Here is a 20,734-nt window from a genome sequence, read left to right as displayed (position 1 = left end):
GGAAGTGGTCGTGAAGGTAGAGAGCTGTAAGGTATTGCGCCAAACGAACTTGGGTCTCCTGCAGCGCCCTGCCCTCAAAGGCAAATGTTCTTCTACCGCTGGCCCTCCAGGGTTTCGTAAGGGGCGGCTACTTCTACGTTGGTCGTGCGTGGGAACGAAAGAAAATGCGTTACCCGCGGTGGCTCCGGCCCCATGTGAAACTGCTGTACGCGGGTTTCCACGGCCAAGTCTTCCTTGGTAAACCGGTGGTGCTGGCGCTCGTGCTCGCCCCAGGTAGCCACGTAAAAGAACTCAGTGATTTTCTGCGGATTGGCCACGTCCGAAAACACGCCGGCCCGCAACGCGCCGTCGCGCAGCCGCAGCCGGGTGAGTTGCGAAGCGGCTTGACGGAAAGCCGCCCAGTCCGCAGGATCTACTTGATACTCAATCATTACCACTACCGGGCCGTCGTCGGGGTCGATGTCGCCGCCTTCCACGATGGGGTCGGGCCAATGCTCGGCGGGTTCCAGGTTCAGCCCTTCGGCCTGGCGCATCGGAAATGGCAAGGCCAAGGCCATGCCCACCAGCATCCAACCGGCGGCCGCTATCAAGGCCAGCTCCAGGCTTACGCGGTCGGCCAGCTCACCCCACGCCACGCTGCCCAGCGACAAGCCCGCCTGAAACACCAGCATATACATGCTCACGACGCGCGCCTGCACCCATTTGGGTACGTGCAGCTGCACGGTAGTACTAAAGCTGGTCATGGTCATGAGCCAGGCGATGCCCGACAAAAACATCACGGGGTATAGCCAATATACCGACGGCACCAGCGCCAAGCACAGGTTGGTGCCGACAAAAACCAGCGTTCCCAGCAGCACGCGCTGGTTGTAGTTGAGCCGTTGGCCCGCGCGGCCCATCAGGAAAGCACCCGTGACGGCACCCGCCCCTAGCCACGAAAGCAACACGCCGTAACTGCCCGAATTTAGGTGCAGGCGCCGCGCCACCACCACTGACAACAAGGCCCACATTGCGCTGGCCCCAAACGAAAACGCGAACGTGCGCACCAGCACTGCATAAATGGCCGGCGAATATTGCACGTAGCGCATACCCGCCCGCAACGCGCCCATAAAGTTCTCGGCAGGGCCGGTAGCAGCTTCGACGGTACGCTTCCAATTGTACACCACAAACCAAGTGCCCACGAAAGAAACCCCGTTTAGCAGAAACACCCAGCCCGGCGAGTAATACGCAATGATGACGCCTCCAATGGCTGGCCCCACTGCCCGCGCAATGTTGTTGCTAACGCCGTTGAGGGTAATGGCAAACGGCAATACCGACCGCGGCACCAGCTCGACGGTAACGGTTTGCCAGATTGGCGCGTTAAGGGCGGCGCCAATGCCCAGCAGGAAAGTAAATCCCAGCACGCCCAGCGCCGAAACTTCCCCCAGCAGCGTCAGGGTGCCCAGCAGCACCGCCACCACGGCCATGAAGCCCTGCGTGAGCAGCAGCAGCTTCCGCCGATCAATTAGGTCGCCCATGGCGCCGGCCGGCATGCTCAGCAGGAAGGCGGGGAGGCTGGTGGCCGTTTGCATCAAGGCCACCAGCAACGCACTGGTAGTGAGGGTAGTAACCAGCCACACACCCGCCACATTCTGCATCCAGGTGCCGATATTGGACACGACGGAAGCAATCCAGATGGCCCGAAAAACGGAGAAGGTAAATGGAGTCCACAGCGTAGGCTTCGCGTCCGGGCTGAGGGTACTGGAAGGGATCATGAGAAAAGGCCGAAAATCTTACGCTCTGTTAACAGCCGAAACGAAAAACAGGCAGACCCTTCGTACGCGAATTCGGCAAAAACTGATGGCCCGAAAATGAATCAGCCGCATTCTCCGGGCGGAAAATGCGGCTGATTCACCTGCTTAAACCTTGGGGCGCTTAGGGCCGGGGCGGCATGGTACCCGTTGGAGCGTCTACCTTAATTACGCCTTTCGGAGCCTTGGCCTTGCGCTGAGCCTTGCGGCGGGCGCGCCAGCGGCGAAACAGCCCCAGGTGGCGGTGTTTGCTACGGCTGTTGCCGCGATATCTTTTGTAGTTGGGGCGCGGGACGCGCGGCCGGAGCAGGCTTTCTGCCTCAATGCTGGCTCCTTCGCTTGCTGCCGCTTGCGCTGGTTGGGCCTCCAGCAACAGCAGGAAGACACAGAAGAACAACAGTAGTAATTTGTACATAAGAAGTTTAAAGAAAGTATGCTCGGTCAAATATTCAGACAAGGTTCGTGCCCGCCTCTTGCTACACCCGGCTAAACTACGCTATTATCTCAGAAATATTCAATAATTATTAGAAATATCATATTATAACCTTTTGATGGACAAAACTTTGCTACGTATGTGGACTTTGCTTACCTCAGCTTGGCGTCGTTTCGGGTGCTGACAAGCGGATCATACAACAACAAGCTTCTCCGTGCGTAAAACGCTTGTTCTCATCGATTTGCGAATTACTCCCTGATAATGAAAAAGATAGCTCTCGTTCTGTCCTGCGCCGCTTTGCTGGCTTCGTGCTCCGAAAACAAATCGTCGATGGAAAAGGCAAACGAGCTGCCCGCTGGCACCACCGTGAAAGGCGCTGACGGCAGCAAGATCAAGAAGCAAGCCGATGGCGACATCAAAGTCAAAGATGCACAGGGCAACGTCACGAAGCAGGATGCCGACGACGGCACGGTGAAGGTCAAAAAAGAGTAGCGGTTCCCGCAACTGCGGGCAACCTCAACCGCACCCCAAGCGCCAGCCAATTCGTTAGACTACGCAGTTTATCCGCTGTGATGCGTTACCGTATACCCGTCCTATTGCTATGAAAAACCTGTTGATTTTGCTCCTCCTGGCTTTTTCAGCCTGCGCACCCGTGCGCATTGCCTCCACCTCTCAGAAGCCGGGCGTAGACTTTACGGCTTATAAAACCTACAATTTCATGGACGTATCGGCGCGCAACGAGGCCAGCTCCGAGGCCCTGGGTATGGGCATTGGGGTGCAGGAACTGAAGCGCGCTATTGCCGCCGAACTGGCGCGGCGCGGTTACCAGCCTGCCGACCGGCCCGATCTGTGGGTCAACATTGGCGTAGTGGTCGAAGACCAGGTTCAGACCCGTGAAACCAACATCCGTGACGCGCCTCGCTACATTGGGCAGCGTAACTACCACTGGCAGAGCGAGGAAGTAGTAGTGAATACCTACAAACAAGGTACCGCTACCGTCGAGCTGGTGGACGCGGCCCGCAACGAGCGCGTCTGGACCGGGGCGGCCGTCGGCATCCTGACCAAGGATCAGGAGCGGATGGGAAAAAGAATTGACGAGGCCATGCAGGCCCTCTTCGCAAAGTATCCTGTCAAGCCTCGTTAACAGAAAACGCAATTAACCATAAGTATTTAAAAATTAGATACTTATATCCAAGTATCACACCGTCTCGAAGTTGTGAAAGCTGCGCTGGCGGTAAATCTTGCCGTCCTTGAATTCGAAGACCATGCAGAGCTGGGCAACCAAAAGCTGCCCGCGCACTACCGGGCCCAGATCGATGATGGCTTGGGCACGCCAGTGGCCTTCTGCAACCACACTGCCATCGGTGCAGCTATGGAGGCGATCCATCTCAAACCGTGAATCAACCAGCACTTCCCGCCCGTTGCGGAGGGTAGACAAAATTTCCTCGTAAGAACGACGGACGAGGTTTCGGGAAAGCAGATTGGGATATTCCGTTTGCTCTACCTCCGGGTGCAACACCGCGGCGAAAGCTGATGCGTCGTTGTCGAGGTCTTGGATTAGTTTGAAGTAAGAAGAAACAACGGCGATTGGGTCGCTCATAAACGAGTCATTTAGGATTCTCTGCCGAAAGATAGGCGAAGTGCGCGATCTTAAAAGGAGCACTTTTCCGGAGCTCATCTGTAGTGAAAAGCACCCCATACTCTTGTAAGCGGCTTTGCCAGACCACACGGTGGAGGCAAGGTTGCTTTTCCCACCACATTTTCGCCCGATCACTGTTTGTAAAAAGACAAGCCTGTGGGCATTCGAAAATAAGATCGTATATTTGTAACCACATAAGTTACATTAATTCAACATGAACACTCGGTTTGCTGTTGCCACCCACATTTTGGCGTATCTGGCCCATGCCGATGGGCAGCCAGTGTCGTCGGAGGTGATTGCGGGCAGCGTCGGAACGCACCCGGTGGTGGTGCGGCGCTTGATTGGGGCGTTGCGAGCGGCCGGCTTGGTGCGTACGCAGCTAGGCGCGGGCGGCGGTGCACTGCTAGCCCGTCCGGTGGCGGACGTGTCGCTGCTGGATGTGTTTGAAGCCATGCAGGAACCCGAGCCCGATTTGTTTTCTGTCAACAATACCAAACCCAACGAACGCTGCAGCTTGGGCCGCGTGATGCAGCAAACCCTCGAAGATCTGTTTGGCGGCGCCGAGCAAGCCATGCGCAACGCACTGGCCGCCGTATCGCTTCAGCAGGTCATTGGCCAACTCCGGGAGCGCCTGCCCAAAGATTGTGGCGACTCCGATGCGGTGCGTTAACCGCTTTTTATTTGCCTTTAAATGTAACTGTTTCAGTTACCTTATTTTCCATGAAAAAACTTATTACCCTGCTCCTGCCCTCGCTTTTCGCGGTAAGTAGCGGAGCGCTGCTCGTCGGCTGTACCGGCAAGCCCACAGAAAACGCAGCTGCTCCGGTGGCTTCGTCCATACCGACACTAGTCTCAACCTCAAAAGCTCCTAAAACACCCTTTCTGGCGGCCGACGAAGCCGTGCGCTCGAAAGTTGCGGGTCGGGTGTGGGAAGTATTCTTTGCCAGCGGCGACCACGTTCAGAAAGATCAGGTACTGCTGAAGCTGGCCGTGCCCTTGCCCAACCCCGCCCGCCAACATCTACAGGCCCTTTATCAGCAACGCCAACAGCAATACAACAGCCTAAGCGCCAGCCATTTGCAGCACCCAAGCTCCGCCTCGAGAGCCCGTCTTGATTCCGTTCAGCTTCGCCTGCAAGAGGTGAAGCAGCGCCTCCAGCAACTTACGCCGCAGTTGGGCTTTGTGTATGTAGCCGCCCCCAAGGAGGGCTTCATCACCGACAAAACGGTCGTGGCCGGCGATTATCTGGTTATCGGCTCCGCGGTGGCTACGCTTGCTTCGGCGCCTGCCACGGTTCCTAACGTGCTGTTTTCCAGTGCCGATTAGCCGGTAATCGTACTCCTTACTTCCGCGAAGGCGAAAGGGCCGTGCTCCAAAATTAGGGGCACGGGCCTTTCGCCTTCCTTGTTTTATTTATATTTACGTTTGCGGTTCTATTCACTAGTGCTGAATTATTGATGCCTAATTATTATCAGGTACTTGGCGTGCCGACATCAGCAAGCGCGGAGCAGATAAAGCAAGCTTATCGTCTCTATGCCAAGCACTTACATCCAGATCGCCATCATAATACACCTTTCTTCACCGAGCGGTTTCGGGAAGTGCAGGAGGCCTATGAGGTGCTCACCGACCCGATACGGCGCCGTAGCCACGACATTTCCCTGCGCCCCGGTGCCATTCCGTCGGCGCTTATTGACCGGAATGCCGAACAGGCCCTACGCGCCCGCCTCAGCGAATTGGAAAAGCAACTGCGGCATACCACGCACAAGCTTCAGCACGCGAACAAGCAATTGGCCAAAAGCCACAAGATTCAGATAATCAGTTATATAGCCCTTGGCATTGTGTTGCTGGTGGCAGGCTTCCTGCTCCTGCGTACGCCCCTTACCGAGCAGCTGATGCAGGAACCGTACGAGGCCATCTCGTACCAACTAGAGCCGGCTCTGCCCGCCGATACTACCCTGCCCAACAATACCTACACCGCGGCCGAGGTGATGCCCCGTTTTCCGGGGGGTACGCGGGGCTTGCTCAAGTACATCAACGCCCAGATTCAGTACCCACCCCAGGCGCTGCACCAGGGCGTACAGGGCAAAGTATTTGTGTCGTTTGTGGTTGATAAGGCGGGCTGGGTGCGCGACATCCGCATTGTGAAAGGCCTGGGCAGCGGCACCGACGAAGAAACCGAGCGCGTGCTGCATCTGTTGCCGCGCTTTATTCCGGGCTACCAAAACCACGTTCCCGTAAACGTGGCCTTTACCATGCCCATTACGTTTCGGCTAGAATAGCTGTTTTTATAATATATTGATTATCAAACACATATGAAGGTAATCGATAAAATAGCGTGGTTGCATCTGCACGACGGCAAGCTCCTGAGCACCCGCAGCCGCGGCAAGGATCGATATTACATTCCGGGGGGCAAGCGCGAAGCCGGCGAATCGGATGAGCAGACGTTGCGACGGGAAATTCGGGAGGAGCTAACGGTCGAGCTCACCACGGGCAGCCTTTGCTACGAGGGCACTTTTCGGGCCCAGGCCCACGGCCACGCCGAGGGCACCTTGGTGATGATGACCTGCTACAGTGCCCGCTACGAGGGCATTTTGCAGCCCGCCGCCGAAATCGAGGAGGTAGTATGGCTAACCTACCGCGACCGGCCTGCCGTGTCGGCCGTCGATCAGGTGATTTTTGACTGGCTTCATGAGCGGCAGTTGCTGCTGGCCTGATGCGGCGCTGGTTCTGCCTGCACTTTCAGCCGAGTAAAAGCGCCAACTCGTCGGCGTTTGTGGGCAATTGGGAGAATGCGGGGAAGGCAGGGGGCGTTTGGGCACTGGGTTTGAATAAAGTCCGGCAGAACACAACGTTCTGAGACCCACTGATTTCTTACTCAACTTCACACGCTATCATGAAAAAGCAACTTTTTGGCCTCGCCCTGCTCCTGAGCCTTTCTACTTCGTTTGCTGGCAACTCATTCGCCGCTGAGCTGCGTCCTCTTGCTGGCCAAGAGCAGCACCGGGACCACGACAAAAACCAAGACCGGAGCAAAGAGCGCTCCGACAAACTCGCCAAGGAACTCGACCTCAGCAACAAGCAAAAGAGCAAGCTGGAGAAGATCTTCCAGGACCAACACCAGCAGATGCAGGCCTTGCACAGCCGCTCGGGCCGCGACCGCAGCCAGACGATGGCCGAAGCCAAGCGCATCCACGAAAGCACCGACAAAAAGCTCAAGGATGTGCTCTCGAAAAAGCAATACGCTCAGTTTGAGGCCAAACGCCAAGATCGCATGCGCCAAATGAGCCGCCCAGGCCAGGGCTCGCGCCGCACCGATAACCACCGCGACTTTGGCAGTCGCGACCGCAGCTAGCCTCGGCTGACCCGCGCCCATAAAAAGTCATCGGCAACCGAACGCGCCGCTCGTGCTTTACGAGCGGCGCGTTTTGCTTTTCTATTTAATAGAAGACAGAAGCGCTCAACCGGCAGCGCGAGGGCCAACCAATGCCTCCTTTGCTTGTTAGCAGCGGACACGCTCGCCGCCGCCGGAAAAATGCAGGTCCGCCGCGACTTGTCGGGGCGGCAAGCGTATTTACCCGAGTTGCCCCAACTCGTTACATCCAAGTGTATGCGCACCATCAAACAACAACACCGCGCCGTGAGCGCCCCCATCGCCGATCTGGTTACCTATCGTGCTTTGCCCACACAGTCGCTGGAGCACCTCGATCCGTTTCTGTTTCTGAATCACCACGGCCCCCAAACATACCGCCCTAATAATCAAGGACTTCCATTTGGACCGCATCCGCACCGTGGTTTCGAGACCGTGACCTTCATCTTGGAAGGCGACATCATGCATCAGGATACGGGCGGGCACGAAAGCATTATCCGGGCGGGCGGCATTCAGTGGATGACGGCAGGCAGCGGCCTGATTCATGCGGAAATATCGTCGCCGGCGTTTAAGCAGACGGGCGGCCCGCTGGAGATTTTGCAGCTCTGGGTAAACCTGCCCGCCAAAGACAAGCTGGTGGCACCGCGCTACATCGGGCTGCAGGAGCCAGAGATTCCGAGTACCACGCTCGACGACGGCCGCGTAACCATTCATGCCGTATCGGGCAATTGGGAAGGCACCGCGGGTGCCGTACAGCCGCTCACCGATATGAGCTTGGCAACCATCAACTTCCGGGCAAGCGGCAAACTCGACCTGACCATTCCGGCCGACCATACGATCTTCTTTTACACCATTCGGGGCAAGCTGCGCGTCAACGGCCAGGAAACCGAAGCGCGTCGCCTGACCGAGTTCAACTACGACGGCGACGACCTGCACATCGAGGCGCTAGAAGATGCCGTGCTGCTACTTGGCCACGCCCAACCTTTCCGGGAGCCCATCGTGGCCTACGGTCCTTTTGTAATGAACACGGAAGCTGAAATCGAGCAGGCTTACCAGGAATACCGAGCCGGGAAATTTGGCCAGTGGCAGGGCTAGCGGCCTTGGCGGCAGCGTGCTTTCATCCGAAAAAGAGCGGGATTCAGGCCACAGCGCGGCCCGGATTCCGCTCTTTTTTTGTTGTTCAACACCTTAGCTGCCTGCTACGCACTAATCTATAATAATCTCATTACCAATTCATTATCTCCAATATCTTTTGAAAACAGCACAAGTATCTTACCGATATGCCTCCGTAACCCAGCGCGGTGTAGGTCCGAAACAGATTGTGCATTTTTTCGGCAACAGTTGAGCTTTATCTACATTACCCTGTACACTTGCACTGTAAGCAAGGACTTACCTTTTAGACGAAAGTCCTCAAACCGAGACGAGCATGATTGCTTTTGCTGAAGATGTGGAGCAGGCGCTACAGGAAGCGGGTTGGTATCAGGGCCGAAGCACCGACATTTCTCAGTATCAGGAAGTAATTGAAAAAGAAGGACTTCCGTGGAATCAGGCCGTACACAGTTTCTTGAGTGAGTTTGGCGGCCTGCTGCTTCATTTTGTGCGTCACGACGGCAGCCTGACCTCGGCTCATTTCCATGTCCTGCGGGCTCTGGGTTCCGACGACGCATTTTGGGTGCCCGAAAAGTATGCGCCCCGGCTTCCTCAGCACCAGCTTTGCGTGGTGGGGCAGGCCTATAACAACCAGCTCCTGTTGTTTATGGACGAAACCGGCGCTATATACGGAGGTTTCGAGGACTTCCTATACCTGATTGCAGCCACCGGCGCAGAAGCCATCCAAGTGATTTGCTTAGACCTGAAATTCAAAGAGTTATAGCAGCCCTCGCTTAGTATAACATAACCATAACCGCTTCTTGCTACCGTGACGGCAGTGAGTAAACGCGTATGCCCCAAAGGCAGCATTGTATCAGATAAATCATATTTAATATAAAGCCGTCCTCTTTTTAGCAGTAGTTCTTCGGCTACGTTTTCCAGCCAAAATATCCACATCTAATCTTCAAGCAGTCACTATGTTGAAGATAGTTAGCGAAGCGTCTTTTAGACAGAGAAAAATTCATCAATAATTCATATTTATTGTTGCAATTTCATCACCAAATTATAAAAATAATATAATAAACTTGCTGAACCGCCGGTAGCTGTTCGGGGGCAGAAAGCATTGTGTTAGAACTCTTTGCCAGGTAAGCATTGTGAAGAAGATATTGGCCTTATTCCTGGGCCTGCTAACTGTCAAGGCAGTTGCGCAAACAGGGATACCCGTCCCGCAATTAGCCAATTGTGATGCTACCGTTCAAGCCTTCATGCAACGCTGGAAAATTCCGGGTGCATCGGTTGCCATTGCCCGGCAAGGCAAGCTGGTGTATGCCCGATCTTTCGGTTATGCCGACCTCCAGCGCACCGTACCGATGCAGCCCTACAACCTGTTGCGGGTAGCCAGCATCTCGAAGCCCGTCACAGCGGTAGCGATTATGAAGCTGGTGGAAAGTGGCCAGATCAGCCTCGATCACAAAGCGTTCGGGCCCAACGGCTACCTCAACAGCCCATATTACAGCGGCGTTATCACCGACAAGCGCATTTATAATATTACGGTGCGGAATCTGTTGGAGCACTCCGCCGGCTGGAACCGTGAAGTGGCCTGCGACGGCTACGGCAGCTCCGACCCCATCGATTTTCCGTTGCACGTAGCCAAAGTGCTGCACGTCCCGAACCCCGTAGGCGACTCGACGCTCGTGCGCTTTCTGCTGGCCAAGGGCCTCAACTTCACACCGGGGGCGCGGTTTGCTTACTCCAACATTGGCTACCTCGTGCTGGGCAAGATTATAGAGTCCGTGACGGGCCAGCATTACGAAGCCTGGGTACGCAGCAACTTACTGACGCCCAGCGGCGTGCAGGAAGCCCACCTGGGCCATAACTTACTGGCGGACAAGCTAGAGCGCGAAAGCGAATACTTCAGCGAAACGCGCAGCCGCTCTTGCTACGGTACCCGCAAAGACGTGCAGACGCCCTACGGCGGCTGCAACCTGGAGGCCATGAATGCGCACGGCGGCTGGGTATTTTCGGCCCGCGATCTGGTGCGGTTTGTACTGGCCGTCGATGGCTCGCCTACGCGCCCCGATTTGCTGGGCCCGGGCACCATCGACACCATGACGCAAGCCTCCGCCGCCCAACGACATTATGCGAAGGGCTGGATGGTCAACAGAAACAATACGTGGTGGCACACCGGCAGCCTCGACGGCACAGCTAGTTGCGTGGTGCGCACGTCGGCGGGCTATACCTGGGCCATTCTGCTGAACGGCCGCGGTCCTTCCAACCGCTTCTGGAACGACCTCGAAGACCTTGGCTGGGATTGCATCAACGGCTCCAACGCCTGGCCGACGCACGATTTATTTGCTCCCGAGCTAAACGCCACGCGCCTTGCCGCAGTGCCCGCAGGGCCACAGGCAGTAACGCTCAACTGGGCCAGCGGCAACGGCACCCGCCGCTTGGTTGTGATGAAAGAAGGCAGCCCCGTAGATGCTTTCCCGCTCGACGGCGTGGCATACACAGCTAAATCCGGCTTTAGTAGTGGCGACACTCTCGGCCGGGGCAATTTTGTCGTGGCCGATGCTGCTGGCGCTTCGGCTACCGTTACCCATCTTACCCCGGGCAAGACGTACTACGCCCGCGTAATCGAGTATTACCAGAACGAATCAACTGATAATCAGCCTGTTTACAGCCTCGACGGCAACCCGACGCTTTCGTTGCGCCTCGCCGTGCCGAAGGTAGTAGCCGCCAAACCAGCCCGCACCGGCATTCGGAAAACCGTTGCTACCCGATTCTCCTCCAAAGCCCCGGTGCACAAGCCCGCACCAGCAGCCCCGCGCCCGGCTGAGCCTGTGCTCGAAACCAGCGTTGCCCCACCCCCTACGCACTACCTGACTCGCTTACGCGAAATTCTGCGGAAATTTACTGGCGTATAAGTATTTAATAATCAATTACTTATTTTACCAACAGCTCTTGCTGCTGACACTGACGCAGCCAGCCGATGGCTTCGCCTTCGTCGATGAAGCGCTCGCCCATGTAGGGTTTATCGGCGAAAAAGACAGCGGGCGGAAAGGCGCCGTCCGCTTCCGCATCGCGCAACGACACGGGGGCCAGTAGGTAGCAGATGTAGAGGCGACCATGGAGTTGGGCCGTGCTGGCCGGCAGAAACTCCTCTAGCATCCAGCGCTGCGCCACTTGGTCGGTGTTGCGGCGACGGCGCGCATCCAGCAGCCAATACCGACAGCCGACCGCAGTAGCAGCCTCCAAGATGGCCAGGTAGCCTTGGCGTAGCTCCGGCACTTCGGCCTGCCGCAGCCAGCGCACCACCAACATGTCCAAATCGTTGCGATAGGTTATTTGCAGAAATCCGGGCAGCGATTTGTTCATAGGAAAAGTGGTCAAGCCCGAAAGGTACGATGCCTACCTCCTATCTGTTATGACGCCGCTCAACGTTTTCCAGAAGGAAATAAACCACTCACAGAAGCACCCCAACTCATGTAAGTATAATAGCTTATTGATGAGCTATTTAGCAAGCTGTTTTTCGTAGCAGAAAAACCGTAAACCAGGCCGGAAGCCCAGGGAAATTTCACCCGCAAAACGATAGCCTAACTTCGGGAATAAACGCTGGGTAGCCTGGTTTTCGGAATTGGTATCGACGCGCAGCAAGTGCAAGTCCCACTCCACGGCCAGCTTTTCGGCCTGTGCAAGCAAGGCAGCCGCTACGCCGCGCCCATGAGCATCGGGTGCAACGGCCAGCCGGTGCGTGACGACCGCGGGCGCCGTGGCATCCCAATCGGCTTGCGCGTATTCTGCGTCTTGGTCGGTGGTAAGGGCCGCGACGCCCACGACTTTTTCATCTAGCTCGGCTACCCAAAGCTGTTGCCGCTCAATATCTTGCCGAAAGACCGTTTCGTTAGGATAGCTGCTTTCCCACTGAAAATTACCCGCGGCCTGCATCAGCGGCACTACCCTTCGAATGATGTCGAGGATAGCCGGCAGATCGGAGGTGGAAGCGCGACGAACAAGAAGCATGGGAATGAACAGCTAAAAAGTGGGGTTGGCTGGTTAAGCAAAGGCAAAAAACAAGGCTTTGCCTGCGAGCCAATGGCTCAAGCGAAAATAAGCTTCACATTGCAGCTCTGCCCCGATACTTCGCAAAGCAATTTGTAATTTTTACGCTTTGTAAATAATACTATTTCTATGGTTCAGCCGCAAGCCAATACTTTACAAGGCAACAGCGCAATAAAATGCCCAATAAAGACGATATTGCCTTAAACTATTGAGGGGTGTTATCAATAAATTACCTTTGTAGCCGAAAACACCTACCTGGCCAAGGGCCACTTGAGCATTAGCCTTGTTTTTGGTTTTCGCAGTTGAGCTATGCACTACTTTGCCTAACAACAGAACAAGCCCTCTGGCCAATTAACTTTTACCTCGTTTACCTTACCGACTTCCCGTATGGCTAATCCACAGAAGCGTGTATCCATAGTTGACATTGCCCGGCAGTTGGGCTTATCCGTGTCTACGGTTTCGCGGGCATTGGCTGGCCACAAAGACATCAGCGAAGCCACCAAAGTGCGCGTTCGGCAATTGGCGCAGGAACTCAATTATTTGCCTAATCACATGGCTGCGGCGCTGCGCAAAGGCCATAGCAAGACCTTGGGCGTAATCGTACCGCACATCAAAGGCTATTTTTTCCCGGCTGTGATGAACGGCATCGAGAAAGTAGCTAGCCAAGCGGGCTTCAACGTGGTGTTGTGCCAGTCTAACGAAGACCTGCAACGCGAACAGCGCAACATCGAGACACTGCTGGCCGCGCAGGTCGAAGGTATTTTGGTGTCGCTTTCGGCCACCACCGAGGGCCAGCTTCAACACTTCGAGCAGGCACGTCACTCCGGTACGCCCCTCGTGTTCTTCGACCGCGTACCCGATTGGCCTAACAGCACAGCCGTCATCCTGGATGACTTTCAGGGGGCGTACCGCGCCGTTACACATTTGATCGAGCAAGGCTGCACGCGCATTGCCCATTTAGCTGGCCCTCAACACCTTAACACTAGCCGTAACCGATATCGAGGCTACGCTGAGGCGTTGCAGGCGCACGGAATTCCCGTGGAAGAAGAACTTGTGTATGCACTGCCGGCCCTGAACAACGAATCGGGACGCGCAGGCATGGAGCAGCTGCTGCGCCTGCCCACGCGGCCCGACGGCGTGTTTGCGGCCTACGCCATCCCGACCATTGGGGCTTTGGAAGTACTGGAAGAAAAGTCGCTTCGGGTGCCGCAGGATGTGGCAATAGCGTGCTTCAGCAACGACCCTTTCACCAACATGACCCGCCCCCGCCTTACCGCCGTCGATCAGCGGGCCGAGCAGATGGGCGAAACGGCCGTGCGCTTGTTGCTCCAGTTGCTCAAGCGTGGCCCGGAGTACACGCCGCCGCATATCATTCTGAAGCCCGAACTGCTGATCCGCGAATCGTCGTTGCACTTGCCGCGGCAGGCGCAGCCAGTGCAGCCAGCGCCGGAGGGCATCGGCACCATAGAGTAGCAAATGAGCATCGAATCAAAACAGAAAGACCTAAATAATTGATGATCAATTATTTAGGTCTTTCTGTTTTGGCTTTGGGATACTGCGGATTCATTTCCAGCAGGGCATGGCGTAGCGTGCTGGCTACCACGTAGGCTTTGTACCAGTTTTGGTCGGAAGGAACCAGAATCCAAGGGCAAGTGGGCGGGTTGCAGTGCGCAAACACATCTTCATACATGGCGCGGTACTGCGGCCATTGCGAAGCTTTGCCCTGGTCGCTGGCATCGTATTTCCACTGCTTGGACGGATCGTTGATGCGTTCGTCGAGACGTTCGCGCTGCTCCTTTTCCGATACGTGCAGGTAGAACTTCAGAATGGTCGTGCCGGCTTGCTGCAACAGGGTTTCGAAAGCGTTGATGGCCTCAAAACGACGCTGAGCTTCCTCGTCATCGATGATATTATCAACCCGGGTCACGAGCACGTCTTCGTAATGCGAGCGGTTGAACACCTGAATCATGCCGTGGCCGGGCGTTTTGCGGTGAATGCGCCACAGAAAATCGTGGGACAGCTCTTCGTCCGTGGGTTCTTTGAAGGCATCTACGCGCACACCCTGCGGGTTGATGCCGCTGAACACGCGCCTAATCAGACCGTCTTTGCCACTGGCATCCATGCCTTGCAGCACCACGAGCACACTACGGCGGTTTTCGGCGTATAACCGCTCCTGCAATTCCACTAAGTCTTGGCGAATGCGCCGGAGCTCCCGCTCAACTTCTTCTTTGTGAACATTATGCGGGGCACGGGACGAAACCTTGAGCAGGTTGTAGGCAGCGGGAGTTTTCATATGGCGGAGCAGTTTTCTGGTGAGGTACGCGCAATAGGCAAGCTCCGTTTTGGGTTTTAGCAATAGCATCCCAGTTCACAATCATAGCACAGCTCAAATCCTTAGTTTGGTCTGAAGAAAACATTTTATATTCTATATAAGCTATTAACAATCAGCATTTTATAATCAAGAAGAAAATTATACTTATTCTTTAGATATCGAAATAATCCGTTGTGGAGTATTAAGGGGCGACACCCCCTTTTTTCGCCTCATGCCTACTTCTCTGACCCGCTACGCACGCGTGCTGGCTTGGTTGGATCAACACCTGCTGCGCCGGCTCTACACCGACCGCGTGCGCCGGTTGATTCTGCAAAGCTTTCCCTTTTGGTTTGCCTCCGTTGTAACAGGGATAGTGGCCGTCGGCTATGAGAAGCTATTCGTGTGGGCTGAGCAAACGAGCTTCGCTTGGCTACGCCACGAACCTTTATTGGCTTTTATTTTGACGCCAGTCGCCTTTCTCGTGTCGTGGGCGGTAGTGCAACGGTGGGCTCCGGGGGCCCGGGGCAGTGGCATTCCGCAGGTTATGGCAGGCATAGAACTGTCAACGCCGGCCTACCACACCCGCATAGGGTACCTGCTAAGCTTGCGCGTGGCCTTCGTTAAAATACTGAGCAGCGTGGCGCTGCTGCTGGGCGGCGGCGTTATCGGACGTGAAGGCCCCACTATTCAGATAGCCGCCGCGATTTTCCGGGCCATCAACCGCCTACAACCCGCGGGCTGGCCCCAACTTTCCCGGCAGATTGCGCTCGTAACAGGCGGGGCAGCGGGACTGGCGGCGGCATTCAACACGCCGTTAGGAGGCATTGTGTTTGTAGTAGAAGAACTCACCCAGATGCACATGGCCCGCTTCCGCATGGCCGTATTTTCGGCAGTGATCGTGGCTGGCCTCACGGCACAAGCCCTGCAGGGCCCTTATCTGTACTTGGGTTTTCCAAAAGTCACAGCGCATGCCGGTTGGTTTTTGATTACGGTAACCTTGGTAGCCGTGCTCTGCGGGCTGGCGGGCGCACTGTTTGCCAAAACCCTGCTATGGCTCGGCAATTACCGCCGTCGCTTCGCAACCACTGCTCAGCAGGTAGGGTGGGTAGTAGGCTGCGGCCTGTTGCTAGCGGTGCTGGCGTACTTGGTAGGCGCAGAAGGGGTGGGTACGGGCAAGCCCATCATCAACCGGCTCTTGTTTGAAAACGATGGCCACACCCCCTGGTATCTGTTTCTGGTGCGCTTTACCGGCATGGCCCTAAGTTATTGCGGGGGCGGAGCGGGCGGCATCTTTGCCACCTCTCTGAGTGCCGGGGCGGTGCTGGGCGACTTATTGAGTCGGGTAGGTGGAGTGCCGCTAGAAGACCGCAACCTGCTGATCTTGGTGAGCATGGTGAGTTTTTTGACGGGAGTGGTGCGCTCTCCGTTTACGGCGGCCATTTTGGTATTGGAAATGACAGACCGCCACTCGGCCATTTTTCAGTTGTTGCTCAGCGGCATGATGGCGCAGGCCGTAGCCTCTCTCGTCGATCCGCACTCCCTGTATGAACACTTGAAAACCGGTTTTCTGCGCGAAACATTGGCGCAGCCGGCGCCGCCCCCGGCCCTGCGCCCCTCTGCCCAGCCAGCAGAGAAGTAAACCGCGACCGCATCAAGAAGCATTGTCGCCTAGCCAGCACAACAGTACGGATACCTTGTAAATGCTTCACTAAAAGCTACTTAGCAACACCGGTTTTTATCAATACCTCCACGGTGTACTTGCCACCCGCACGCAAAGTCAGCCACTGGCGCAGGCGCTGTTGCTCGGCAGTCGGCAGCGGGCGCTTTACCCCTACGGCTACCACGACAGTCGTATCGGCATGGAGCGAATCGGTGGCGGGCTGCACAAGGCGGCTCAGGCCAAGTTGGCGTACGGCAGGATGCTCGACCTGTACTTCGCGTAGCAACGCCGGCGCCGCAGGAAGCCCCGTTACCGCAGAGGCATCGGTTTGGGTGAGCACTTGCTGCAGCTGCGCCAGACGGGCTTCATAGCCGGCCAAGGTTTGTTCGTTACGGCTGCGCAGATCTTCGAGCAAGCTATTGCGCATGGTCTGCGCATCGGCCGAATCAAGCTTCGCCAAGCCTTGGCGCACGGTGAGCTGGGCACTCGGGAGGCGGTAGCGGCGCAACGCCAGCCGGGCCGTTTGCAGTTGGTCCGATGAAAGGCGCTTGCCAGCCAACAGTACGTTGATGGAGCGCGTATCCGCCGCAATGCGACGCGTGACCACGTACGTACCTGGCAGGTTAAGCTGTTCGTCCACGAATCGCTGCGCGTTGTGCGAAAAAACCGTTCGTTGCACAATTCCCGAGGCCAAGTACACACTCGGCACCCCTGTAAGCAATGCCGCGGCCCATATGCCGAACTGAACCCGCCGGGCCCGCTGACGGCTGACGAAGGCATGACGTGGCAAAGGCAGTAGCCGGGTTACCAGAAAGGTAGCCAAGCTGATAAACACACAATTGATGGAGAAAAGATACAGCGCGCCCAGCAAAAACGCCCAGTGTGCCGTAGCCAGCCCATAGCCCGCCGTGCACAGCGGCGGCATGAGAGCCGTAGCAATGGCCACCCCCGGCACGACGTTGCCTCGCTCGCGGCGGGTGAGCCCCACTGCTCCTGCCGCCCCGCCAAACAGGGCAATGAGGACGTCCCAAGTGGTAGGTGTGGTGCGGGCTAGTAGCTCGGAGCCAGCGTCGGTGAGGGGCGTGAGGCGAAAGTACAGCGCCGATACCAACAGACTCAGGCCAGCCGCAATAAACAGGTTCTTAAGTCCGCGCTGAATTAAACCGAGTTCCAGGGTAGCCGCCCCAAAGCCAATGCCCACAATCGGGCCCATAAGCGGCGAGATGAGCATGGCGCCAATAATGACCGCCGTAGAATTGACGTTGAGCCCAACCGACGCAACTAGGATAGCAAAGATTAGTACCCAGAGGTTGGTACCCCGGAAACGCATGCCCTCGTCCACATCCGCAACAATGTCGGCCGGCTCGGCCATGTCGTGGGCCAGGTCGAAGCGCTGACGCAGCCAAGGCAAGAGCGTGAAGTTCATGCGCGGCTTTTCATAATTAGGCGGTCTGGAGCCAGAGAACGGCTTGATCAGGATTCTCGAAGAGGGCAACGGAAAGGCGACGACGCAAATCGTGCACCACCGGATCCGTGTGCAGCCGATGGGCCGGCTCGAGGGCCGGCAACACAGCGTAGTGAGTATAGCAGGTGCGCGACACCGTTTCGGGCACCCATTGGGTCAGCAGCCATTCTTGGTCTGCAGAGTCCGGGGCAGCTAGCATGGCCCGATGGTCCGCCAGCAGGCAGCATAGATGCTGGTGCTCCATCAGGTTGCGAGTGTGAATGTAAAGGGCACGAAGTTCGGAACTGTTCAAGGGTTGCCCATACCAGCGCAGGCATACGTAAGCATCAGGCACATAAGCAATTGCCCCTAAAGCGTTAGAAAAATAATGACGGGGAATGGAAGTAAAAGTCAATGGAATGAATGATAGTGAAAGGCAAGTATACCTCTGAAATAAGCCATCAGGGCCGGAAGACGTAGCCGCCTCCCGACCCTGATTGCCTGTCCGCGCCACAGCCTGCGTGCAATGCCAGCCGTGATGCAGTTGATGTTCTTTATTGCTCCAGCTTAAAGCTAGCCTCCTGCACATCGCGGGAGTTGCCACCTACAAATACCTGAAAATCACCGGGTTCGGCGACAAACTTCAGATCGTTGTTGTAAAACTTCAGGTCTTCGGCCGTTAGGCGAAAGGTGAGGGTTTTGCTCTCGCCCTTTTTCAGGAAAACCTTCTGAAAGCCTTTCAGCTCTTTCACGGGGCGGCTGCTGGAGCCTACCATGTCGCGGATGTAGAGCTGGGCCACTTCCTCGCCGTCGTAGTTGCCGGTGTTCTTCAGGTTGACTTTGACTTCCAGGGCTTCCGAAGGCTTTATCGTGGCTTTGCTAAGCTCCGGCTTGGAGTAAGTGAACGTAGTGTAGCTCAGGCCATAGCCAAAGGGATACAAGGGATCGTTCGTAACGTCCAGATAACGAGACTTATACTTATCCAGCGCCATGCCGGCAAAGGGGCGGCCCGTGTTTTTGTGGTTGTAGTACAACGGAATCTGCCCGACCGTCTGCGGGAAGGTAGCCGTGATTTTGCCCGAGGGGTTGTAGCTGCCAAACAGCACGTCGGCAATGGCGTTGCCGGCCTGGGTACCTGCAAACCACGTTTCGAGGATGGCGTCGGCATTCTTATCTTCCCAGGGCAACGTGAGCGGGCGGCCACTCATCAGCACAATTACCAGCGGCTTACCGGTTTTCTTTAGCGCTTTTAGCAACTCTAGCTGTTGGCCCGGCAAGCCGATGTCAGCACGGCTGGCGGCTTCGCCGGTCATGCCTTGCGACTCGCCTACCACGGCCACGACCACATCGGCTCCCTGCGCCAATTGCACGGCCTCCTGAATCATGGCTTCGGGGGCGCGCTTGTCGATGTTGAGCTCACCGCCGTGGGCATTCAGGCGGTCGATCATCTGCTGGTCGTCGGCGATGTTGGCGCCTTGGGCATACACGACTTTTACGGCGTTGCCGGCTACGTTTTTGATGCCTTGCTCCACCGAAACCGCCTGCTTCCAGTCGCCGGCGCCGCTCCAGTTGCCAATCATGTCGCGCTGCCGGTTGGCCAACGGGCCAATCAAGGCAATGGTGCCCGACTTCTTCAGCGGCAAGGCGTTCTTGTCGTTTTTGAGCAGCACCATGCACTTGCGCGCAATGTCGCGCGATGCCTCAACGAACTCTTTGCTCATCAGGGTTTTAGCGGCGCGCTTGTCGTTGGCGTAGCGGTACGGATCCTGAAACAGGCCGAGCTTGTACTTGGCTTCCAGAATGCGCTGACAGGCCACGTCGATCTGCTCCTGCTTGACGGTGCCTTCCTTTAGGTTTTGGGCCAGATTCTTCAGAAACACCTCCCCTACCATGTCCTGGTCTACGCCCGCATTCAGGGCCAGTGCCGATACTTGCTTTTCGTCGCCCATGCCGTGCGCCATCATTTCGTTGATGGCCGTGTAGTCGGTGGCCACGAAGCCTTTGAAGCCCCACTCATCGCGTAACAAGGTGTTTAGCAGCCACTTATTGCCCGTAGCCGGAATGCCATTGACGTCGTTAAACGAACTCATCACCGAGCCTACGCCCGCATCGATGGCGGCTTTGTAGGGCGGCAGGTACTCGTTGTACATACGCTGCAAGCTCATGTCGGTGGTGTTGTAGTCGCGGCCGGCTTCGGCGGCCCCGTAGAGGGCAAAGTGCTTGAGACAGGCCATCACGGTGTTGTTCTTGCTCAAGTCGTCGCCCTGGTAGCCGTGCACCATGGCGCGCGCGATCAGGGAGCCCAGGTACGGGTCTTCGCCGCCGCCCTCGGCAATGCGGCCCCAACGCGGGTCGCGGGCAATATCCACCATGGGCGAATACACCCAGTTCAGGCCGTCGGCCGAGGCTTCCTCTGCCGCAATGCGGGCGCTGCGCTCGATGGCTTGCAGGTCCCAGCTAGCCGAAAGCCCCAAGGGAATCGGGAAAATGGTACGGTGCCCGTGAATGACGTCGTAGCCAAAGATCAGCGGAATGTGCAGGCGCGACTCCTTCACGGCCATTTGCTGGAGCTTGCGCGCCGCTACGGGCGTGTAGGTGTTGAGCACAGCCCCGACCAAGCCCTTGCGAATGTTTGCGTCTACATCCTTGCTGACGACGGGCCCGGTGACGTCGAACCCAACGGACACGAGGTTGAGCTGACCGATCTTCTCTTCCAGCGTCATCTTCTTCATCAGATCAGCAACGAACTGATTCATTTTCTGATCGCTGGCCGTGGCGCTTGCACCTGGTTTCTGCGCCTGCACCTGCGGGCTCACCAGCCCCAGCGACAGCAGCAGGGCAGTACGGAAAATTCGTTTCATGGGGTAAAGTGGGAATTATAAAAAGTAGGGCTAGGGGCACTTGTAAGGCCGTGCAGAGCACGGCGTAGGCTACCGACAGAACGG

At 56.6% G+C, this 20,734-nt stretch carries 21 protein-coding genes; 12 read left to right on the top strand and 9 right to left on the bottom strand.

Features of this window, described 5'->3' with window-relative positions; all coding sequences use genetic code 11:
• Positions 1-92: 92 nt before the first annotated feature.
• On the bottom strand, positions 93-1,751 hold the full coding sequence (locus H9I52_RS19650; RefSeq protein ID WP_187455243.1) for an MFS transporter: 1,659 nt from the start codon (positions 1,749-1,751) through the stop codon (positions 93-95).
• A 160-nt stretch (positions 1,752-1,911) separates the two neighbouring features.
• Complete coding sequence (locus H9I52_RS19645) at positions 1,912-2,202, bottom strand: hypothetical protein (RefSeq protein ID WP_139515414.1); 291 nt, start codon at positions 2,200-2,202, stop codon at positions 1,912-1,914.
• A 279-nt stretch (positions 2,203-2,481) separates the two neighbouring features.
• Here H9I52_RS19645 and H9I52_RS19640 point away from each other — a divergent pair, with 279 nt between their 5' ends.
• On the top strand, positions 2,482-2,712 hold the full coding sequence (locus H9I52_RS19640; RefSeq protein WP_139515413.1) for a hypothetical protein: 231 nt from the start codon (positions 2,482-2,484) through the stop codon (positions 2,710-2,712).
• A 109-nt stretch (positions 2,713-2,821) separates the two neighbouring features.
• Positions 2,822-3,364, top strand: a complete 543-nt coding sequence (locus H9I52_RS19635; RefSeq protein ID WP_187455242.1) for a DUF4136 domain-containing protein — start codon at positions 2,822-2,824, stop codon at positions 3,362-3,364.
• Between the two features lie 54 nt (positions 3,365-3,418).
• Here the strand turns inward: H9I52_RS19635 and H9I52_RS19630 are convergent, their stop codons facing one another.
• The gene (locus H9I52_RS19630) at positions 3,419-3,820 is read right to left on the bottom strand and encodes a nuclear transport factor 2 family protein (protein ID WP_187455241.1); all 402 of its coding nucleotides are present in this window, start codon (positions 3,818-3,820) and stop codon (positions 3,419-3,421) included.
• A 253-nt stretch (positions 3,821-4,073) separates the two neighbouring features.
• Here H9I52_RS19630 and H9I52_RS19625 point away from each other — a divergent pair, with 253 nt between their 5' ends.
• From H9I52_RS19625 to H9I52_RS19590, 8 genes are all read left to right on the top strand, one after another.
• The gene (locus H9I52_RS19625) at positions 4,074-4,529 is read left to right on the top strand and encodes an Rrf2 family transcriptional regulator (protein WP_187455240.1); all 456 of its coding nucleotides are present in this window, start codon (positions 4,074-4,076) and stop codon (positions 4,527-4,529) included.
• A 50-nt stretch (positions 4,530-4,579) separates the two neighbouring features.
• Positions 4,580-5,185, top strand: a complete 606-nt coding sequence (locus H9I52_RS19620) for an efflux RND transporter periplasmic adaptor subunit (RefSeq protein WP_187455239.1) — start codon at positions 4,580-4,582, stop codon at positions 5,183-5,185.
• Positions 5,186-5,316: 131 nt separating this feature from the next.
• Positions 5,317-6,138, top strand: coding sequence for a TonB family protein (locus tag H9I52_RS19615; RefSeq protein WP_187455238.1), 822 nt, complete (start codon positions 5,317-5,319; stop codon positions 6,136-6,138).
• Between the two features lie 33 nt (positions 6,139-6,171).
• On the top strand, positions 6,172-6,573 hold the full coding sequence (locus tag H9I52_RS19610; protein ID WP_187455237.1) for an NUDIX hydrolase: 402 nt from the start codon (positions 6,172-6,174) through the stop codon (positions 6,571-6,573).
• Between the two features lie 179 nt (positions 6,574-6,752).
• Complete coding sequence (locus H9I52_RS19605) at positions 6,753-7,211, top strand: hypothetical protein (RefSeq protein WP_139515406.1); 459 nt, start codon at positions 6,753-6,755, stop codon at positions 7,209-7,211.
• A gap of 255 nt (positions 7,212-7,466) precedes the next feature.
• A complete protein-coding gene (locus tag H9I52_RS19600; RefSeq protein ID WP_187455295.1) occupies positions 7,467-8,321 on the top strand; it encodes a pirin family protein in 855 nt (284 codons plus the stop codon).
• A gap of 331 nt (positions 8,322-8,652) precedes the next feature.
• Positions 8,653-9,099: an SUKH-3 domain-containing protein gene (locus tag H9I52_RS19595; protein ID WP_187455236.1), complete on the top strand. Its 447-nt coding sequence runs from the start codon at positions 8,653-8,655 to the stop codon at positions 9,097-9,099.
• Between the two features lie 370 nt (positions 9,100-9,469).
• Positions 9,470-11,239, top strand: a complete 1,770-nt coding sequence (locus H9I52_RS19590; RefSeq protein WP_316248058.1) for a serine hydrolase domain-containing protein — start codon at positions 9,470-9,472, stop codon at positions 11,237-11,239.
• Positions 11,240-11,258: 19 nt separating this feature from the next.
• Here H9I52_RS19590 and H9I52_RS19585 read toward each other — a convergent pair whose 3' ends face one another.
• Together H9I52_RS19585 and H9I52_RS19580 are read right to left on the bottom strand one after the other, a co-directional pair.
• On the bottom strand, positions 11,259-11,705 hold the full coding sequence (locus H9I52_RS19585; RefSeq protein WP_187455234.1) for a hypothetical protein: 447 nt from the start codon (positions 11,703-11,705) through the stop codon (positions 11,259-11,261).
• Positions 11,706-11,825: 120 nt separating this feature from the next.
• Entirely contained in the window at positions 11,826-12,335 is a 510-nt protein-coding gene (locus H9I52_RS19580) for a GNAT family N-acetyltransferase (protein WP_187455233.1), read from the bottom strand.
• Between the two features lie 426 nt (positions 12,336-12,761).
• Between H9I52_RS19580 and H9I52_RS19575 the strand changes: the two genes are divergently transcribed.
• A complete protein-coding gene (locus tag H9I52_RS19575) occupies positions 12,762-13,847 on the top strand; it encodes a LacI family DNA-binding transcriptional regulator (protein ID WP_187455232.1) in 1,086 nt (361 codons plus the stop codon).
• Between the two features lie 49 nt (positions 13,848-13,896).
• Here the strand turns inward: H9I52_RS19575 and H9I52_RS19570 are convergent, their stop codons facing one another.
• Entirely contained in the window at positions 13,897-14,667 is a 771-nt protein-coding gene (locus H9I52_RS19570; protein ID WP_139515392.1) for a PPK2 family polyphosphate kinase, read from the bottom strand.
• 250 nt (positions 14,668-14,917) lie between these two features.
• On the opposite strand from H9I52_RS19570, the gene H9I52_RS19565 reads away from it, so the two are divergent.
• The gene (locus tag H9I52_RS19565) at positions 14,918-16,324 is read left to right on the top strand and encodes a chloride channel protein (RefSeq protein ID WP_187455231.1); all 1,407 of its coding nucleotides are present in this window, start codon (positions 14,918-14,920) and stop codon (positions 16,322-16,324) included.
• A gap of 76 nt (positions 16,325-16,400) precedes the next feature.
• On the opposite strand, the gene H9I52_RS19560 is transcribed toward H9I52_RS19565, so the two are convergent.
• The 3 genes from H9I52_RS19560 to bglX all read right to left on the bottom strand — a co-directional run bounded on the left by H9I52_RS19560 (position 16,401) and on the right by bglX (position 20,650).
• Positions 16,401-17,771 carry a DUF389 domain-containing protein gene (locus H9I52_RS19560; protein WP_139515390.1) on the bottom strand — a complete coding sequence of 457 codons (1,371 nt, stop codon included), beginning with the start codon at positions 17,769-17,771 and terminating at the stop codon, positions 16,401-16,403.
• Positions 17,772-17,787: 16 nt separating this feature from the next.
• The gene (locus H9I52_RS19555; RefSeq protein ID WP_187455230.1) at positions 17,788-18,102 is read right to left on the bottom strand and encodes a hypothetical protein; all 315 of its coding nucleotides are present in this window, start codon (positions 18,100-18,102) and stop codon (positions 17,788-17,790) included.
• A gap of 241 nt (positions 18,103-18,343) precedes the next feature.
• Positions 18,344-20,650 (bottom strand): beta-glucosidase BglX, encoded by a 2,307-nt coding sequence (gene bglX / locus H9I52_RS19550; protein WP_187455229.1) that lies wholly within the window; start codon positions 20,648-20,650, stop codon positions 18,344-18,346.
• Between the last annotated feature and the right edge of the window lie 84 nt (positions 20,651-20,734).

Source organism: Hymenobacter sp. BT491 (assembly GCF_014349165.1).
In the GTDB taxonomy this organism is placed as follows: domain Bacteria; phylum Bacteroidota; class Bacteroidia; order Cytophagales; family Hymenobacteraceae; genus Hymenobacter; species Hymenobacter jejuensis.
Note: the sequence above shows the minus strand (reverse complement) of the source record. Positions and strands in the feature narration are given on the sequence as shown.

What these genes read in the sequence shown, in the direction of transcription:
- H9I52_RS19635 (WP_187455242.1), top strand. Translation starts at nt 2,822, where the DNA reads ATGAAAAACCTGTTGATTTTGCTCCTCCTGGCTTTTTCAGCCTGCGCA.
- H9I52_RS19650 (WP_187455243.1), bottom strand. Translation starts at nt 1,751, where the DNA reads ATGATCCCTTCCAGTACCCTCAGCCCGGACGCGAAGCCTACGCTGTGG.
- H9I52_RS19620 (WP_187455239.1), top strand. Translation starts at nt 4,580, where the DNA reads ATGAAAAAACTTATTACCCTGCTCCTGCCCTCGCTTTTCGCGGTAAGT.
- bglX (WP_187455229.1), bottom strand. Translation starts at nt 20,650, where the DNA reads ATGAAACGAATTTTCCGTACTGCCCTGCTGCTGTCGCTGGGGCTGGTG.
- H9I52_RS19570 (WP_139515392.1), bottom strand. Translation starts at nt 14,667, where the DNA reads ATGAAAACTCCCGCTGCCTACAACCTGCTCAAGGTTTCGTCCCGTGCC.
- H9I52_RS19640 (WP_139515413.1), top strand. Translation starts at nt 2,482, where the DNA reads ATGAAAAAGATAGCTCTCGTTCTGTCCTGCGCCGCTTTGCTGGCTTCG.
- H9I52_RS19580 (WP_187455233.1), bottom strand. Translation starts at nt 12,335, where the DNA reads ATGCTTCTTGTTCGTCGCGCTTCCACCTCCGATCTGCCGGCTATCCTC.
- H9I52_RS19560 (WP_139515390.1), bottom strand. Translation starts at nt 17,771, where the DNA reads ATGAACTTCACGCTCTTGCCTTGGCTGCGTCAGCGCTTCGACCTGGCC.
- H9I52_RS19600 (WP_187455295.1), top strand. Translation starts at nt 7,467, where the DNA reads ATGCGCACCATCAAACAACAACACCGCGCCGTGAGCGCCCCCATCGCC.
- H9I52_RS19565 (WP_187455231.1), top strand. Translation starts at nt 14,918, where the DNA reads ATGCCTACTTCTCTGACCCGCTACGCACGCGTGCTGGCTTGGTTGGAT.
- H9I52_RS19615 (WP_187455238.1), top strand. Translation starts at nt 5,317, where the DNA reads ATGCCTAATTATTATCAGGTACTTGGCGTGCCGACATCAGCAAGCGCG.
- H9I52_RS19595 (WP_187455236.1), top strand. Translation starts at nt 8,653, where the DNA reads ATGATTGCTTTTGCTGAAGATGTGGAGCAGGCGCTACAGGAAGCGGGT.
- H9I52_RS19605 (WP_139515406.1), top strand. Translation starts at nt 6,753, where the DNA reads ATGAAAAAGCAACTTTTTGGCCTCGCCCTGCTCCTGAGCCTTTCTACT.
- H9I52_RS19575 (WP_187455232.1), top strand. Translation starts at nt 12,762, where the DNA reads ATGGCTAATCCACAGAAGCGTGTATCCATAGTTGACATTGCCCGGCAG.
- H9I52_RS19625 (WP_187455240.1), top strand. Translation starts at nt 4,074, where the DNA reads ATGAACACTCGGTTTGCTGTTGCCACCCACATTTTGGCGTATCTGGCC.
- H9I52_RS19610 (WP_187455237.1), top strand. Translation starts at nt 6,172, where the DNA reads ATGAAGGTAATCGATAAAATAGCGTGGTTGCATCTGCACGACGGCAAG.
- H9I52_RS19630 (WP_187455241.1), bottom strand. Translation starts at nt 3,820, where the DNA reads ATGAGCGACCCAATCGCCGTTGTTTCTTCTTACTTCAAACTAATCCAA.
- H9I52_RS19645 (WP_139515414.1), bottom strand. Translation starts at nt 2,202, where the DNA reads ATGTACAAATTACTACTGTTGTTCTTCTGTGTCTTCCTGCTGTTGCTG.